General features: G+C 41.5%; 13 protein-coding genes. All 13 read left to right on the top strand.

The window, feature by feature from the left end:
* Positions 1 to 216 precede the first annotated feature (216 nt).
* The 13 genes from ADJ67_06445 (at position 217) to ADJ67_06385 (ending at position 17,164) form a co-directional block, all read left to right on the top strand.
* Positions 217 to 1,395 carry an S-adenosylmethionine synthetase gene (locus ADJ67_06445; protein AKT47310.1) on the top strand — a complete coding sequence of 393 codons (1,179 nt, stop codon included), beginning with the start codon at positions 217 to 219 and terminating at the stop codon, positions 1,393 to 1,395.
* A gap of 154 nt (positions 1,396 to 1,549) precedes the next feature.
* A complete protein-coding gene (locus ADJ67_06440; GenBank protein ID AKT47309.1) occupies positions 1,550 to 2,866 on the top strand; it encodes an aspartate kinase in 1,317 nt (438 codons plus the stop codon).
* A gap of 26 nt (positions 2,867 to 2,892) precedes the next feature.
* Complete coding sequence (locus ADJ67_06435; GenBank protein ID AKT47308.1) at positions 2,893 to 4,239, top strand: quinate 5-dehydrogenase; 1,347 nt, start codon at positions 2,893 to 2,895, stop codon at positions 4,237 to 4,239.
* Between the two features lie 11 nt (positions 4,240 to 4,250).
* Entirely contained in the window at positions 4,251 to 5,720 is a 1,470-nt protein-coding gene (locus ADJ67_06430; GenBank protein AKT47307.1) for a transporter, read from the top strand.
* Positions 5,721 to 5,731: 11 nt separating this feature from the next.
* Positions 5,732 to 7,198 (top strand): hypothetical protein, encoded by a 1,467-nt coding sequence (locus tag ADJ67_06425; GenBank protein ID AKT47306.1) that lies wholly within the window; start codon positions 5,732 to 5,734, stop codon positions 7,196 to 7,198.
* Positions 7,199 to 7,341: 143 nt separating this feature from the next.
* On the top strand, positions 7,342 to 7,824 hold the full coding sequence (locus ADJ67_06420; protein AKT47305.1) for a hypothetical protein: 483 nt from the start codon (positions 7,342 to 7,344) through the stop codon (positions 7,822 to 7,824).
* A 57-nt stretch (positions 7,825 to 7,881) separates the two neighbouring features.
* The gene (locus ADJ67_06415; protein ID AKT47700.1) at positions 7,882 to 10,038 is read left to right on the top strand and encodes an ABC transporter; all 2,157 of its coding nucleotides are present in this window, start codon (positions 7,882 to 7,884) and stop codon (positions 10,036 to 10,038) included.
* A gap of 2 nt (positions 10,039 to 10,040) precedes the next feature.
* A complete protein-coding gene (locus tag ADJ67_06410; protein AKT47304.1) occupies positions 10,041 to 11,876 on the top strand; it encodes a multidrug ABC transporter ATP-binding protein in 1,836 nt (611 codons plus the stop codon).
* An 84-nt stretch (positions 11,877 to 11,960) separates the two neighbouring features.
* Positions 11,961 to 12,575, top strand: a complete 615-nt coding sequence (locus ADJ67_06405; protein ID AKT47303.1) for a hypothetical protein — start codon at positions 11,961 to 11,963, stop codon at positions 12,573 to 12,575.
* 12 nt (positions 12,576 to 12,587) lie between these two features.
* The gene (locus tag ADJ67_06400; protein ID AKT47302.1) at positions 12,588 to 12,803 is read left to right on the top strand and encodes a hypothetical protein; all 216 of its coding nucleotides are present in this window, start codon (positions 12,588 to 12,590) and stop codon (positions 12,801 to 12,803) included.
* 103 nt (positions 12,804 to 12,906) lie between these two features.
* Complete coding sequence (locus ADJ67_06395) at positions 12,907 to 14,829, top strand: methionyl-tRNA synthetase (GenBank protein AKT47301.1); 1,923 nt, start codon at positions 12,907 to 12,909, stop codon at positions 14,827 to 14,829.
* Positions 14,830 to 14,871: 42 nt separating this feature from the next.
* Positions 14,872 to 15,717, top strand: a complete 846-nt coding sequence (locus ADJ67_06390) for a hydrolase TatD (GenBank protein ID AKT47300.1) — start codon at positions 14,872 to 14,874, stop codon at positions 15,715 to 15,717.
* Complete coding sequence (locus ADJ67_06385) at positions 15,704 to 17,164, top strand: hypothetical protein (GenBank protein AKT47299.1); 1,461 nt, start codon at positions 15,704 to 15,706, stop codon at positions 17,162 to 17,164. Before ADJ67_06390 ends, ADJ67_06385 begins: the two co-directional genes overlap by 14 nt.
* Positions 17,165 to 17,206 lie beyond the last annotated feature (42 nt).

Here is a 17,206-nt window from a genome sequence, read left to right as displayed (position 1 = left end):
AATTTGTTAAAATCTGTATACTTTGGGTATAATCCTTATCAAGAGCGGCGGAGGGAATAGGCCCTGCGATGCCCGGCAACCTATGTGCTGATAGGCACGGAAAGGTGCTACATCCTACAGATAACAGTCTGAAAGATGAGGAATGAATTGTGAGTTCAAACCTTTTCTTTTTGAGGAAAGGTTTTTTCTTTTGATAAGGTGAGGAAAGGAGCAAAAATGAGAAAGCTATTTACTTCAGAGTCAGTAACAGAAGGACATCCAGATAAAATCTGTGACCAAATTTCAGATGCGATTTTGGACGCAATTATGGAGCAAGATCCACAGGGAAGAGTTGCCTGCGAAACAACTACAACAACAGGATATGCAATGGTAATGGGTGAGATTAGCACAAACTGCTATATTGACATCCCAAAGATCGTTAGAGGTGTAATCAACGACATAGGATATAACAAGGGTGAGTATGGTTTTGATGGAAACACATGCGCAATTCTATCAGCTATCGACGAACAGTCGTCAGATATCGCTATGGGCGTTGACCACGCACTTGAGTACAAGGAAGGTACTCTCAATGACCAAATTGAGCAGGTTGGTGCAGGAGACCAGGGACTTATGTTCGGATATGCTTGCAACGAGACACCAGAGCTTATGCCTATGCCAATTTCACTAGCACACAAGCTAGCTCTAAAGCTCACAGAGGTGAGAAAGAGCGGAGAGCTTTCATACCTAAGACCTGACGGAAAGAGCCAGGTTACAGTAGAGTACGATGGACATCAGGTTAAGAGAATTGATACTGTTTTGATTTCAACACAGCACGATCCTGATGTTAGTCAGGAGCAGATTCATAAGGATATCATTGAGAAGGTAATCAAGGCATCAATTCCAGCAGAGCTTCTTGATGATGAGACAAAGTACTTCGTAAACCCTACAGGCAGATTCGTAATCGGTGGACCTCACGGAGATTCAGGGCTTACAGGACGTAAGATCATCGTAGATACATACGGTGGATTTGCAAGACACGGCGGTGGTGCATTCTCAGGTAAGGACCCAACAAAGGTAGACCGTTCAGCATCATACGCAGCTAGATATGCAGCTAAGAACGTAGTTGCCGCAGGACTTGCAGACCGCTGCGAGATTCAGCTTGCTTATGCAATCGGTGTTGCTAAGCCTGTTTCCATCATGGTTGATACATTCGGTACAGGAAAGCTCGACGATGAGGAAATTGCAAAGATCGTAGAGAAGAACTTCGACTTCCGTCCAGCAGCTATTATCAGAGATTTGGATCTAAGAAGACCTATCTACAGAAAGACTGCTGCATATGGACATTTCGGAAGAACAGATGTTGAGCTACCTTGGGAAAAACTAGACAAGGTAGATGCCCTAAAGGCAGAACTATAATTGAATTGACAACAAGATTAAATTGACAGACTAGAAAAGTTCGATATATGGGTATTTTACTCATATATCGAGCTATTTTATTTGCATTGAGAATTGTTTTTGATATAATATATAGATAGCTCAAAATTGGCTTATCAAAAGGAGAATTTTACACATGGGAGTTAAGGTAGCTAAGTTCGGTGGCTCTTCCGTTGCCGACAAGTTTCAAATCGAAAAATTAAAGGAAATCGTTACAGCTGATAAGGACAGAAGATACGTCATTGTCTCAGCGCCAGGTAAACGTTTTGATACAGATACAAAGATGACGGATATCCTATATCTTTGTCATACGCACAGAGAACATAACTTCCCGTACAACCAGCTACTTCAGGTTGTAGAGGATAGGTTCACTGCTACTGCTGCAAACCTAGATACAAAGGTTAATATCGCTAAGGAGTTTGATATTATCAGAGAGAATCTAGAGAAGGGTTGCACGCCTGACTATATCGCAAGCCGAGGTGAGTATTTGAGCGCTATGCTAACAGCTGACTTCCTAGGCTACGACTTTGTCGATACGCAGGAGCTCATTTTGTTTTCTGATAACGGTAAGATGCTCGAAGAGGAGACAAATAAGGCTATCAAGGAATGCTTAGATAAGCACGAATATGCAGTTCTTCCTGGCTTCTATGGCTCATATAAGTCATCAGGCAATGTTAAGACGTTCTCAAGAGGGGGCTCGGATATCACTGGTGCTGTAGTTGCTAGAGCTATAGGCGCAGAGGTGTATGAGAACTGGACAGATGTTTCGGGCTTTTTGATGGCTGATCCGCATATTGTGGATAATCCAAGAAGAATCGATAAGATTTCATACAAGGAGCTTAGAGAGCTTTCATATATGGGAGCTTCAGTTCTTCATGAAGATGCTATCTACCCGGTTAGAGTTGCAAATATTCCAATCAACATCAGAAATACAAATCTTCCACAGGACCCAGGCACAATGATTACTGCTGAGCCTGAGTATACAGCTGATAGTGATGTAATCACTGGTATTGCTGGCAAGAAGGACTTTACAGTTATTGCGCTATATAAGCATATGATGAGCACAGAGCGTGGATTTGTTAGAAGAATCCTTGCTATACTTGAGGACTTTGATTGCAGCTTTGAGCACATTCCAAGCGGAATAGATACGGTATCTGTAGTAATTTCTAATAGCTCTATCAAAGGCAGACTAGATGATATGGTAGATGCTTTTAGAAAGCAGCTTGAACCAGATGGAATAGAGTGCTTTGAGGATATGGCGCTGATTGCCACTGTAGGTCACGGAATGAACAGACGTAAGGGTGTATCAGCTAAGCTATTTGGAGCACTTGCTGATGCAAATGTAAACCTGAGGATGATAGAACAGGGATCAAGTGAAATCAATATCATCGTCGGAGTAGAGAATAAAGATTTTGAAACTGCTATCAGAGCGATTTATAACGCTTTTGCATAGATAGTGGAAGGAATGTAGGAATCCAGATGAATATAGCGATTATAGGCGGAGGAAAATTAGGCATCAAAGTATGCGAGGCGCTAGTTGGTGGAGATTATTCAATAACGATTGTTGACACAAATGACGCGCTGCTCGACAGACTTTCTCAGCAGTTTGACGTTATGACTGTAAATGAGGATGCCAGAGATATCAACGTACTAAAAGAGATAGGAATAAACAAGTTCCAGTACGTGCTTGTTGCAACTGGTAGGGACGAGACTAACCTTGTCATCGGTGGCTTCGCTAAGAAGCTAGGATGCCACAGGGTCATAGTCAGAGTTAGAGACCCAGAGTATATGAAGCACTTCGAATTCATTAGAACATCAATGGGTATCGACTACATCGTTAACCCTGATTTTGCTATTACTATGGAGATATACAAATATCTCTCAGAAAAATACACGCTAAACAACGGTGTTTTCACAAGCGGCCGAATTGCACTTATCGAGTTTAAGGCAAAGCGCAAGAAAGAACTCATCGGCCTTAAGATGCCTGATGTTAGAAGGCTTATGCCAGACATGCTGATTGCCGCCATATCAAGAAATGGTAAGGTTATCATACCTCATGGTAACGACGAAATCCGCGAAGATGATGCCGTTTACGTTGTCGGCGAAAAGAATGAAATCATGGAACTTAACAAAAAGGTTCATGTAAAGGGCAAGTATACAGATCTTCAGAAGGTAATGATTATCGGTGGAGGAAAGACTGGCTACTATCTAGCTCAGAGGCTTGCAGATTTTGGAGCTTCAGTTAAGCTCGTAGAGCAGAGCAAGGAAAGATGTCAGTACCTTTCAACAAGAATACCAAATGTCATGATTCTTCACGGCGATGGAACTGATATGGATATGCTTGAGGAGGAAAACATCGATGAGATGGATGCCTTTGTTACAGCAACTGGATACGACGAACAAAACCTACTGCTTGCACTAACTGCAAAGCAGAAGGGAATAGAAGATGTAATATCTAAGATCAGTAGAGAAAGCTATTCTGGACTGATTGAGGAGATGGGTGTTGACATGGTGCTTAACCCACTCGATATCACAGCTGCTTATATCTTCAGTATTATCCAGGGCGAGAAGAGAGTAATTTCATCCATGCTCGTTCAGGGGCAGGCTGAGATTATTGAGGTTGTAGCAACTCCAGGAATGAAGATGGTTGGAGATACTCTTCAAAACCTAAACCTTCCTAAGGGAGTTCTTATAGCTTCTATATATCGTCAGGGAGAGGTTATCATACCTGACGGAAATGCTAGAATCAAAGATGGAGATAGAGTGATTATGTTCTCGCTACTATCCGACATCGCAGATCTAGAGAAACTTATGAAGATTAGATAGTGGAGTGTTAGATGTCATCTAAGAAACACAGTGCTTTACTGAGAATGATGGGGGCTCTATTTGTAGTGCTTGGTATTTCCTTTATACCGACTGTAATAATAGCCCTTATCTATGGAGAATACTTTGAGGGGCTTTGCTTTGGCGGGACAATGGCAGCGTGCGGCATAGTAGGGCTTATTTTGATGAAATTTTTCAATCCAAGTGACCTTAAGCTTAAGCAGAGGGATGGCTTTTTAATAGTTAGTTTGATTTGGATTGTAAGCTCCATCATCGGCGCTGTGCCAATGGTTTTGACAGGTGCTATCCCAAATCCTTTTGATGCATTCTTTGAGCTATGCTCGGGTTTTTCGACCACAGGAGCTACTATAATGACAGATATAGAGTCACAGGCTAAGTCTGTGCTCTTTTGGCGTTCATTCACGCATTGGCTAGGGGGCATGGGTATAGTTGTGCTTGCAACTGCACTTCTTCCATCTATAGGAATAGGTGGACAAAATGTTGCGTCTGCTGAGACCCCAGGACCAACTCTAACAAAAGTAACTGCAAGGTTTTCAGATAACTCCAAGACACTATATATTCTTTATATAGGATTTACAGTAGTAGAATTTATTCTGTTAGTAGTCGGTGGAATGAGCGCATATGACTCAGCTATTCATACATTTGGAACCGTTGGAACAGGCGGGTTTTCAAACTATGCAGACAGCGTGGCACATTTTACAAGTCCTTATATTCAGTGGGTTATAATCATATTTATGGCGCTTTGCGGAATAAACTTTAACCTTTACTTCTTTATTCCTCGCAAGAGATTTAAGGATTTTTTTGCAGATGAGGAGCTAAGACTATACCTTGGAATTATCTTTGTTTTCTCCTTTGCTTCAGCTATCGTACTGATGCTTCAGGGAGGGTATGCAAGCATATCAAAGGCTATACGAGATTCCTTCTTCCACATAGTTTCCGTTATGACTACAACGGGATATGCGACGACAGACTTTGATCTTTGGCCAGCTTTCTGCAAGATGCTGATATTTATTGTTTTGATAACTGGTGCGTGCTCGTCTTCCACAGGTGGAGGCGTCAAGATAATTAGAATTCTTGCAGCTATCAAATATGTTAAACGTGGATTTTTCCAAAAGCTACACCCAAACAGAATCATTAATATGACTATTAATAAGATTCCTGTGCAGCAGTCTGTTGTTACAAATATAGTTAATTTCATTTTTCTTTATATAGCAGTGCTCTTTGTTGGAACACTACTTATTGCCGTGGATGGTAAAGACCTTGTCACAAGTCTTACTGCAGTTCTCACATGCCTAAGCAATGTGGGACCTGGCTTTAATGGTGTTGGACCAGCTATGAATTTCAGTGGTTTTTCGGACTACGCGACATTTGTGCTATCCATTTTGATGATTGCTGGAAGATTAGAGCTATTTACTTTGCTCGTCCTATTTTCGCCTAGGTACTGGGACAGCAATAGGGTTTAAGGAGGTAGGAATTGTCATTTAATCATAAATTGATATTTAGAACAATCTCTACGCTTCTTTTGCTAGAGAGTGCAACCATGCTTCCATCATTTCTTTGCGCAGCCATGGACCACGACCTTATGTCGCTTAGAGCCATGACTTTCTCGATAGGAATACTTGCTCTTCTTGGAGTCTTAGGATTATTCCTAACAAAGAAACAGACAGGAAAGGTAATAAAATCAAGAGAAAGCTACTTTGTAGTACTAGTGTGCTGGCTTACTGTAATTACAGGTGGAATTTTACCGTATATTTTTGCAGGAAAGGGCTTTACTGTAGTAGATGCGATATTTGAATCAGTTGCATCCTGGACAACCAGTAGCTCATGGGTAATAGATCCTAATCTTATGTCTAGAGGAATTTTGCTTTGGAAGGCTACCTCGAGTTGGCTTGGCGGAATGGGGGTAATACTTCTTGCCATCATTGTTATGTCGTCGCTAGGTGCAAGTGGTAAGAAGCTTGCTGCAGCCGAACTTCCAGGCCCTGAACTTATGCAGGGAAGCGCAAGAATCATGGAAACCGCATATCTTTGCTATGGTATATATGCTGGAATTTCAGTGCTTGAGCTAATGTTTCTTATGCTCGGCAAGGTACCTTTCTATGAGGCCTTAGTTAACACCATGACATCTATATGTACGGCTGGTATTTTAGACTATCACGGTACGGTCGAGATGTACTTTACACCTTACGTGAAGATGGTCATTGCAATATTTTCCATAATTTCGTCGCTCAACTTCCTTGTATATATCAACATATATCAGGGTAGAATGAAACACATCATCAAAGATATAGAGAGCAGAGCCTTTCTCATAATAATAGCAGTAGCAACTTTGCTTACTGCTGGAGGACTCTTTATCTCAGGAACAAGTACAGGTATCAAGGAATCCCTCTTAAATGCTTTCTACGGTGTAGTTTCATTTGCATGCACAAGCGGTTTCCTATTTGCCGATGTTGGAACCTGGCCAACGGTTTGCAAGGTTGTCTTGATAGCGGTTTGCCTAATAGGTGGATGTGCAAATTCAACCTGTGGCGGAATCAAGGTGATAAGGTTTGTAGTATTCCTCAAGCTGATATCTAGAGGTGTGTATAAGAGGATACATCCAAAGTCAATAAAAGCCGTTACCATTCAGGGTAAACCTGTTTCAGCAAGCAAGGCTTCAATCATATCGACGTTCATACTACTTTTCATGGCAGTATACCTGCTTTCGGCTTTAGTGCTCTCACTAGAAAATATGGATATGGAGACCACGCTAACGGCACCTATCGCTCTATTCACAAATGTAGGTGCGGGTTTTGGAAAGATAGTGAATGCTGATTACAGGATTTTTTCACCGGCAGGAAAGCTCGTTTGCTCGGTTATAATGCTACTTGGAAGACTAGAGATGTACGCAATACTGATACTTTTCTCAAGATCTTTCTGGGATTCAGACAAGGCGAGATAAATTTGATATTAAAGCTCCTTGGTTATCCAAGGAGTTTTTTGTTGCAAAAAACTCTTGTATAATAATACTTTTGTGATACAATAATTAACATAGTTAAGTATTAACAAAGATAAGTATCTTACGTATGAGGAAGGAAAGGCAAAATGAATTTTGATTGTGGCAATATAAATACCGAAAATATGAGCTATTCTCAGAAGTTTGCAGCGATAATTGCAAGGATGCACAAGCTTAAGTTCGGTAACATGCTTACAGGGGTTAGCGAAATTGAGTTTAAGACCATGTCTGCTATATCAAGAATATCAAAGAGCGGTGATGTGAAGGTTAGCGACATTGCAAGATACCTTGAGCTTTCTGCTCCTGCAGTCTCAAGAACTATGAAGTCACTTGAAGAAAAAGAATATATAGAGAGACAGACGGATAAACAGGACAGAAGAAACACCTTTGTAAAGCTTACAACAAAGGGTGAAGAACAGCAAAAGGCTTGGATGAAGTCATTTGAAGAGTTCTCAGAAGCTATATTTGCAAGACTTGGAGATGAGAAGTCAAATAAGCTGCTTGAGGATCTAGAAGCTTTCGTTAAGGCAAGCAAGGAAGAAATGAAAGCAAGAGAAGAAGCAAAGAAATAGGGGAAAACAGTGAGAAACGTATTTAAGAATTTTTTGCCGTACAAAAAGACGGTGTTTATGATAATGATCTTGCTTGTGGTTCAGGCGTATTGCATGCTTTCACTACCACAGTACACATCAGATATCATCGATACCGGAATACAGAATAAGGGTCAGGAGCACATAGTGCCTAGCAAGATAAAATCTGAGGATTTTGAGCAGGCGAAGCTCTTTATGAATGACAATGAACTAAGGCTTTGGGATACGGCATACCAAAAGTCTGATGACGGCAAGACATATGATCTAAAAGCAGGCGATGATGAGCTATCAAAGCTAGATGATAAGCTCCTTGTTCCTCTTGCGTTAAGCTATCAGTTCGTAAAGATGCAAGAAAAGAGTGGTGAGGCTTCTGTCAAAAGCTCAGACGAAAATGCTAGTGCAACTGAAAATACAAGCACAATGGAAGCTGAGGTAGTAGCGCTTAAGGAGCAGATAGGTAAAGCGCGCGAAAAGCTTGAGAAAACAATAGATAAGGTCGGTGAAAAAACTGTAAAATCCATGGGCATGGCATACGCAGTTGATATGCAGAAAAAGGCTGGAGTCGATATAGATGCTATGCAGAAATCCTACCTATGGTCAGCTGGATTAAGAATGGTAGTATTCTCATTTTTGATGCTAGTGGTATCTGTAATGGCTGCGTACCTAGCTTCTGGTGTTGCTGCGGGCATAGGTAGAGATCTTAGATCAAAGATTTACAAAAATGTAATCAGCTTTTCAAATGCGGAGATGGATAAATTCTCTACTGCTTCTCTGATAACAAGAAGCACAAACGATGTTCAGCAGATTCAGCAGGTCAGTGTGATGCTTTTGAGGATGGCCCTCTTTGCTCCAATCATGGGACTTGGCGGAGTATATAAGGTAACTCAGACAGGTGCTAAGATGGGTTGGGTTATTGCAGTTGCGCTTGTTGTAATATTTTTGATAATAGCACTACTAGTTGTAGTGGCAATGCCTAAGTTTAAGAAAATGCAGGTTCTAGTCGATGATATGAACCTAGTCTCGAGAGAAATTCTGACGGGCTTATCTGTTATCAGAGCATTTGGTAGAGAAGAAGAGGAAGAGAAACGCTTTGATGAGGCGAATCAAAAGTTAAGAAAAAATCAGCTATTTACAAATAGGGTCATGACTTTCATGTTTCCTACGATGATACTTATTATGGACGTTCTGGTTATCGGAATAACCTGGGTAAGCGCAAATCGCATCGACATGGGAACGCTAAGAGTTGGTGCTATGACTGCATTTATCAGCTACTCAATTCAGATAGTTATGTCGTTTGTAATGCTAACAGTAATGTCCATCATCCTTCCAAGAGCAAGCGTTGCGGCAGATAGAATAGATGAGGTTATAAGATCAAAGTCTTCAATACTGAACCCCAAAGAGCCTAAGAGCTTGCCGTTAAACGGTGAAGCAGGCGTAGCAAACGGAGTCCTTGAATTTGAGCATGTAAGCTTTAGATTTCCTGGTGCAGAAAACAATGCAATAGAAGATATAAGCTTCACATTAAGGCCTGGTACGGTTACAGCAATGATAGGAAGTACGGGAGCAGGAAAAAGCACTATAGTCAATCTCATTCCGAGATTCTACGATGTGACGGAAGGCTCCATCAAGCTAAATGGTGTCGATCTTAGGGAGCTTGATCTTAAGGAACTCAGAAATCAGATAGGCCTTGTGCCACAAAAGGGAACTTTGTTTTCTGGAACTATAGCAAGTAACCTTCGCTTTGGAAATAATGAAGCAGATGACGTGCAGCTTAAGGAAGCCGCAGAGATAGCGCAGGCCCTTGATTTCATAGAGGAAAAAGCTGATGGTTTTGATTCTTCAATTTCGCAAGGTGGAAGCAATGTGTCAGGAGGACAGAAGCAGAGACTTGCAATTGCAAGAGCGATAGCGAAGGACCCTAGTGTTTATGTATTTGATGATAGCTTCTCAGCACTTGACATGAAGACTGATGCAAAACTGAGAAAGGCGCTTGGCGAAAAAACTAAAGATGCTTCAGTTTTGATTGTTGCGCAGAGAATCAGCACTATCATAAATGCAGATAATATTTTGGTTTTAGATGAAGGAAGAATAGTTTCTTCAGGAAAGCATGAGGACCTGCTCAAGACCTGCGATGTATATGCACAGATTGCAAGCTCTCAGCTATCTAACAAGGAACTAGGAATAGAGGAGGCGTAGACATGGCAAATAAGAATAACAATCGTGCGCCTCGTAGCAAAATGGGAAGAGGGATGACTGTCGATAAGCCAAAGAACTTTAGAAAGTCGCTCAGAAAACTCTTCAAATATATGGGCAGATACAAGTATGCGATAGTTGCAGTGATGGTCATGGCGGCTATTTCGACAGTGTTCTCAGTTGCTGGTCCTAAGGTTATGGGTAAGGCGACAACGGAGCTTGCAAATGGCCTTATGAAGAAGGTGAATGGTACTGGAGGAATTGATTTTACTCTGATAGGTAAAATCCTGCTTATAACCTTGGCTCTTTACGTGACGAGCGTTGCATTCAGTTTCATTCAAGGCTGGATAATGACTGGAATAACTCAGAAGCTCGCTTACAGGATGAGACGAGAGATATCCGAAAAGATTGACCGCATGCCTATGAAATACTTCGAGAGCAGGCCTTACGGCGATGTGCTTTCTCGTATAACAAATGACGTAGATACTCTAGGAACAGGGCTAAATCAAAGCTTTACAATGATCATAACGTCCTTTGCAACCATCATAGGAACCATAGTAATGATGCTGACAATTTCACCTTTAATGACCTTGATTACATTCTGTATCTTACCAGTTTCAGCAGTTCTTCTTGGAACTGTTATAAAGAAGTCGCAGAGCTATTTCAGCATTCAGCAAAAATATCTTGGAAAAATCAATGGAATGGTTGAGGAAAACTATTCGGGACAGCTAGTTATAAAGGCATTTAACAAAGAGGCTGAAACCATTGAAGCTTTTGATGAGACAAACGAAGTGCTATTTAAGAGCGCGAAAAAATCTCAGTTCCTTTCAGGAATAATGATGCCGCTTATGAGCTTTGTTGGAAATCTAGGCTATGTTGGCGTAGCAATTTCAGGTGGATTTTTGGCAATCAAAGGCCGTATAGGAATTGGTGACATTCAGGCCTTCATCCAGTATGTAAGGAATTTGACAGAGCCAATGCAGCAGGTTGCTCAGGTTGTAAACCAGGTGCAGTCAATGACTGCAGCAGCTGAGAGAGTATTTGAGTTCCTTGAGGAGGAAGAGGAAGAAGCTACGCGTGATGCGGTTACCATAGATGGTGAACTTTCAGGATCTGTAGATTTTGAGCATGTAAGGTTCGGATACAAGGTAGACCAGCCGGTAATTAAGGACTTTACAGTTCGTGTTGAACCAGGTCAAAAAATTGCAATTGTAGGACCTACAGGTGCCGGAAAAACTACGATAGTAAAACTTTTGATGAGATTTTACGATGTGGATGCAGGTGCCATTAAGCTTGATGGAATAAATATCAATAATATAGATAGACGCGAGCTCAGAAAGAACTTCGGTATGGTTGTTCAAGATACTTGGCTATTTAAGGGCAGTATCATGGAAAATATCAGATACGGAAGACTTGATGCCACGGACGAAGAGGTTATTGAGGCAGCAAAGGCAGCTTATGCTGACAAGTTCATCAGAACTCTTCCGGGTGGCTACAATATGGAGTTAAATGAGGATGCATCAAATGTTTCACAGGGTCAAAAGCAGCTTTTAACAATAGCAAGAACAATACTTGCTAACAAGAAACTCATGATACTTGATGAGGCGACATCTTCGGTTGATACTAGAACTGAAGTAATGATACAAAAAGCCATGGACAAGCTTATGCAGGGACGCACCAGCTTTATCATAGCTCACAGGCTTTCGACCATCAAAAACGCCGATATAATTCTCGTTATGAAGGACGGTGATATCATAGAGCAGGGAAGCCACGAGAAGCTTCTTGAAGCAAATGGTTTCTACGCAGATTTATACAACTCTCAATTTGAGGAGCTAGAATAAGATATGGTTCACATAATCGCCTAAATGGTATATAATATATAAATAATATTGTAATGGCATACAGCCTGACGGAGAGGTGATTTTATGGGAAATATAATTACCATAAGTAGAGAATATGGCAGTGGCGGAAGAATGATAGGTCGTCTCGTCGCTGAGAAGCTAAATATTCCTCTTTACGACAAGGAAATCATTGAATTAGCATCCAAAAAGAGCGGTCTATCTCCTGAGATAATAGAGTCAGCAGAGCTTAGAGCAAAGAGCAGCTTGTCCTACACATTTGCATCAGCGATGACCTTTGGAGAAGCCTTTACTGCAGACCCTGTTTCAGTAGATGAGAAGTTATTTGTAGCGCAATCTGAGGTAATAAGACAGATTGCTGATACTGGAGAGGGAGTAATAGTTGGCAGGTGTGCAGATTATATTCTCGAGGATGTCAGCGGTGTAACCAACGTATTTATATATGCTGAGATGGATGATAAGATTAAGCGCTGTGTAGAGATGTACGGCGAAGATCCATCCAAGGTAAAGAAGCTCATCACTGACTATGGAAAGGCAAGGGTTAACTACTACAGCTTCCATACCGGAAAGAAGTGGGGTAGCTACGAGAACTATAATCTAGCTATAAATACTAGCTACATCAGCGATGAGGAAGCAGCAAACCTTATTGTCGAATATGTAAAGAGACGATTGTACAAATAAGGAGGATTTGAAATGAAGAAGAGTAAGAGGGCAGAAAAAGCTAATAAGAGCTGTAAGGCTAAGAAGGCGCTTAAGACAAGCCTAGTTGTTTTGGGCTTTGGTGCAGCAGCAGGTGCTACTATCGTTGTAGGACTTGATAGAGTCATGAAGAAAATCTTCGTAAATGAGGACTGGCCGGCAGAAGAGTGGTCAAATGACGACTGGGCTGAGGAAGAGCTAGACTCGTAAGCAAACTGTATATTTATAGCGGCGCGCACCAAGATACTGCGCTGCCGCTTTTTTAGGCTTGAATAAATAAATTGCGAAGCCAAGGCTTCGGAAAGGGAGATAGATGAGCGCAAATAATAACAAGGGCACATATTATATTACTACGCCGATATACTATCCAAGCTCGGATCTGCATATCGGACATACATACTGTACAGTTATGGCTGATGCAATGGCTAGATTTAAGAGACTTCAGGGCTATGACGTAAGATTTCAGACTGGTACAGATGAGCATGGTCAGAAGATACAGAAGAAGGCAGAGGCAAATGGAGTAACTCCACAGGCCTATGTAGATGATGTCGTAAGCAGAATCCTAAAGCTTTGGGAGACTATGGAGATATCATACGATGACTTTGTAAGAACAACTGAACCAAGACATACTAAGCGTGTTCAAGAAATCTTTATGAAGATGTACGAGAAGGGCGACATATATAAGTCACAGTACGAGGGTCTTTACTGTACTGACTGCGAGGCTTTTTGGACTGAGAGTCAGCTAGTAGACGGAAACTGTCCAGACTGCGGAAGAGCAGTTGAGCCAGCTCATGAGGAGGCCTACTTCTTCAAACTTTCAGAGTATGGAGATAAGCTTCTTAAGCTATATGATGAAAGACCAGAGTTCCTAGAGCCAGAGTCGAGAAGAAATGAGATGAGAGCTTTCATCAATCAGGGTCTTGAAGATCTATGTATTTCAAGAACAAGCTTTGATTGGGGTATTCCGGTACCTATCGATGAAAAGCATGTAATCTACGTATGGCTAGATGCGCTTAGCAACTACATAACAACTCTAGGATATCCAGATGACAGAGCTGAATACAACAAGTATTGGCCTGCAGATGTTCATCTAGTAGGCAAGGAAATCGTGAGATTCCACAGCATCATTTGGCCAGCTATGCTGATGTCTATGGATGAGCCGCTTCCAAAGCAGGTTCTTGGACACGGATGGCTTTTGATAGACGGTGGTAAGATGAGTAAATCAAAGGGCAACGTGGTTGACCCTGTAATGCTTATCGAAAGATATGGAATCGATGCACTAAAATATTTCCTTCTCAGAGAGTATACATTCGGACAGGATGGAATATTCACAAATGAAATCATGTTAAAGCGTATGAACTACGATTTAGCAAATGATTTAGGAAATCTAGTTTCGAGAACTGTTTCTATGATAGAAAAATATTGCAGTGGAGTAATTCCTGCTGCAGCTAGCAAGGATGAGTTTGATGCAGATTTAGAAAAAATTGCTCTTGAAGCTGCTGATAAGGTTAACGCACAGATGGACAAGTTCTCTTTCAGCAATGCGCTTGAGGAAGTATGGGTTCTTGTAAGACGTGCTAACAAGTATGTTGATGAGAAGATGCCTTGGGTTCTTGCAAAGGATGAGAGTCAGGTTGATTCACTGAACACTTGCATGCACCACCTTGCAGAAGCTCTAAGAGTTGTATCAATTTTGATTTATCCTTTCATGCATTCTACAACTATGAAGGTTAGAGAGCAGATAGGTATCGATGGAGATATAGTTTGGGAAGATGCATATCGCTTTGATATGATGGCTGGACTTCAGGTTCGCAAGGGTGATGCTATATTCCCTAGACTAGATATAGAAAAGGAACTTGCTGAGCTGGAGGCTCTTAAGCCTGCACCTGCAGAGGTGGAAGAGAAGCTAGAGCTAAAGCCTGAGATTGAGTTTGATGATTTTGATAAGATTGACATGAGAGTCGGAACAATTCTTGAGGCAGCTAAGCATAAGGATGCCAAGAAGCTTCTTGTTTTCAAGGTTAAGCTTGGAACAGAGACTAGACAGATAGTCTCAGGTGTTGCAGAGCACTATAAGCCAGAAGAAATGGTAGGAAAGAAAGTAGTAGTAGTGGCAAATTTGAAGCCTCGCAAGATTAGAGGTGAGGAGTCAAACGGAATGATTATCTTTGCAGACGGAGATAAGAAGCTTGAGCTAGTGACAACAGAAGCTCCTGATGGAAATCCTGTTTGCTAGTAAATTCAAAGTTGCCAATTGAAACATATGGAGGAGCAAAGCATGTTATTTGACTCACATACACATCTGAATGAAGACTCTTTCTCTAGTGAAGAGAGAAAGCTTTTGATAGATGGAATAAAGGATAGCGAGCTGCTCAAATATGTAGCTGATATAGGGTATGACCTTAAGTCGTCAAAGCTTGCAGCAAAGCACGCCATGGAAAATCCGTGGTGTGTGGCTGCTGTAGGAGTTCATCCTCATGATAGCGGCTCTATGACGGAGGCAATCTATGAGGAGATAAAATCACTTGCTGCGCAGGAGGGCGTTAAGGCCATCGGTGAGATTGGACTTGACTATCACTATATGCGCTCAAGCAAGGAGGACCAGAGGTATTGGTTTAGAAGGCAGATAAGGCTAGCAAACGAGCTAAAGATGCCAATAGTTGTTCATTCGCGAGAAGCAGATCAAGAGACAATGGATATCTTGATCGAAGAAGGGGCGCTTGGCGATGAAAGAGCAGCGATGTTTCCGATGCGCATGCTTGCATACGGTAAGCAAGCACCTGATTGCAGGGTTGATATACACTGTTTTTCAGGAAGCAGCGAGCTGGCTAAGCAGTATGTTAAGCTTGGAGCAACGATAGGAATCTGCGGACCTGTAACCTTCAAGAACAACAAGAAGACTATCAAGGTAGTCGAGGAAATTCCACTAGAATACATTATGGTTGAGACAGATGCGCCATTTTTGACGCCTGAGCCGTATAGGGGAAGACCTAACAAGCCTTGGTATGTTGAACACACAGCTGCAAAAGTTGCTGAGATAAAGGGGATAAGCTTTGAGGAGGCTTCTAAGAAGACCTTTGAAAACGCTATGAGATTTTACGGATTAAACTATGAAACAAGGTGAAGATAATATTGTTTACGGAAGCGTCCTAGGGACTATTTCCAAATACAGTTTAATAAGCGAAAACGAGCACATTGTAATCGGTCTCTCTGGAGGGGCGGATTCTTTGTGCCTTTTTGATATATTGTGCAGAGTTTCAGATAGCATGAATCTAAAGCTTTATCCAGTTCACATAAACCATGGGCTAAGAAAAGAGGCTAGCGATGACGCGGAATTCTGCGTAAAATTTTGTGCCGATAGAAACATAAAATGCAAGGTTTATAATTTTGATTGCGAGGCATATGCAAAGTCAAAAGGGCTTTCAACCGAAGAGGCCGGTCGATTGTTTAGATATTCTGCTTTTGCTGAGGTCTTTGATGAGATAGCAAAGGGCGGAGTCCCAAGTGAAAAAATAAAGATTGCCGTTGCCCAAAACGCAGATGACAGGGCCGAGACCGTTTTGTTTAGGCTTATGAGAGGAACTGGAACCGACGGTCTTGTAGGAATAAACCATATCAGAAGCGATGAGCAAGGAAGGCTTATTATAAGACCGCTGCTGGATACATATAAGGCGGATATAAATGAGTACTGCAAGCTTGAGGGACTTGAGCCCCAAGTTGATAAGACAAATTTTGAGGAGATATATAATCGAAACAGGATAAGGCTTTCACTAATTCCTTTGATAGAGAATCAGTATAATCCGGAGTTCAAAAAGGCTTTGAATAGGCTTGCCTTGAGCGCCGAGGAGGATAGGAACTTCCTAGAAAAAATCGCATGTGAAGAGCTGGAGGAAATTACGAAAAGCTTTAGTAAAGAGGCGAATAAAATCGTCCTTTCAGGTGTAGATATATCAAAGCTAGAGCCTAGCATTAGGAGAAGAGTCATAGTGCAGGCGCTAAAGAAAATCGGCATGAGTTCAGACATGGGCTTCGCACATTACAAGGCTTGTGAGGATATCGTTTCGAGTAAGCTTGCATCGGCGAGTGCTAATTTGCCAAACGGATATATGATTTGCAAGGAATATGCGGATGTTGCTCTGATGAAGGCAAATACCTTTGGTGCAGATCAATACATAGAGCATATATCTATCAAAGTCAGGAGCGCAGGTGAGTGTGGCTCAGAAAATAAGGCAGTTAAGCTACTCTTGATGGATGCAGACAAGCTCAAGGAAAAGCATGGAGATGATGCCTTTTCTTTGATCAAGATAAGATATAGAAGACATGGAGATACCATGGGATTCTCCTTTGGTCACAAGAAGATACAGAACCTTTTTGTCGACAGAAAGATACCAAAATTTGATAGAGATCAGGTTTTGATTCTAGCAATAGGAAACGAGGTTCTCGGATATTTTCTTGTTGACGAAAATAGTCTATCTAACGGCAAGGCGAAATTCGCGGAAGTCTCCGATATTTTAAGGTTTGACGCCGATACAAAAACATATATATCGGTTGAACTAACTGTGCCGGTATGATAAAATATAATGGCTATTTTGTTGGGAAGAACAAATTTTGAG

The sequence above is a fragment of the Eubacterium sulci ATCC 35585 genome (assembly GCA_001189495.1).
In the GTDB taxonomy this organism is placed as follows: domain Bacteria; phylum Bacillota; class Clostridia; order Peptostreptococcales; family Anaerovoracaceae; genus Eubacterium_B; species Eubacterium_B sulci.
The sequence above is the reverse complement of the archived record's forward strand: the minus strand, read 5'-3'. Positions and strand labels throughout refer to the sequence as shown.

Coding starts and splice junctions, on each gene's coding strand:
- ADJ67_06445 (AKT47310.1), top strand. CDS start 217: ATGAGAAAGCTATTTACTTCAGAGTCAGTAACAGAAGGACATCCAGAT.
- ADJ67_06440 (AKT47309.1), top strand. CDS start 1,550: ATGGGAGTTAAGGTAGCTAAGTTCGGTGGCTCTTCCGTTGCCGACAAG.
- ADJ67_06435 (AKT47308.1), top strand. CDS start 2,893: ATGAATATAGCGATTATAGGCGGAGGAAAATTAGGCATCAAAGTATGC.
- ADJ67_06430 (AKT47307.1), top strand. CDS start 4,251: ATGTCATCTAAGAAACACAGTGCTTTACTGAGAATGATGGGGGCTCTA.
- ADJ67_06420 (AKT47305.1), top strand. CDS start 7,342: ATGAATTTTGATTGTGGCAATATAAATACCGAAAATATGAGCTATTCT.
- ADJ67_06415 (AKT47700.1), top strand. CDS start 7,882: ATGATAATGATCTTGCTTGTGGTTCAGGCGTATTGCATGCTTTCACTA.
- ADJ67_06410 (AKT47304.1), top strand. CDS start 10,041: ATGGCAAATAAGAATAACAATCGTGCGCCTCGTAGCAAAATGGGAAGA.
- ADJ67_06405 (AKT47303.1), top strand. CDS start 11,961: ATGGGAAATATAATTACCATAAGTAGAGAATATGGCAGTGGCGGAAGA.
- ADJ67_06400 (AKT47302.1), top strand. CDS start 12,588: ATGAAGAAGAGTAAGAGGGCAGAAAAAGCTAATAAGAGCTGTAAGGCT.
- ADJ67_06395 (AKT47301.1), top strand. CDS start 12,907: ATGAGCGCAAATAATAACAAGGGCACATATTATATTACTACGCCGATA.
- ADJ67_06390 (AKT47300.1), top strand. CDS start 14,872: ATGTTATTTGACTCACATACACATCTGAATGAAGACTCTTTCTCTAGT.
- ADJ67_06385 (AKT47299.1), top strand. CDS start 15,704: ATGAAACAAGGTGAAGATAATATTGTTTACGGAAGCGTCCTAGGGACT.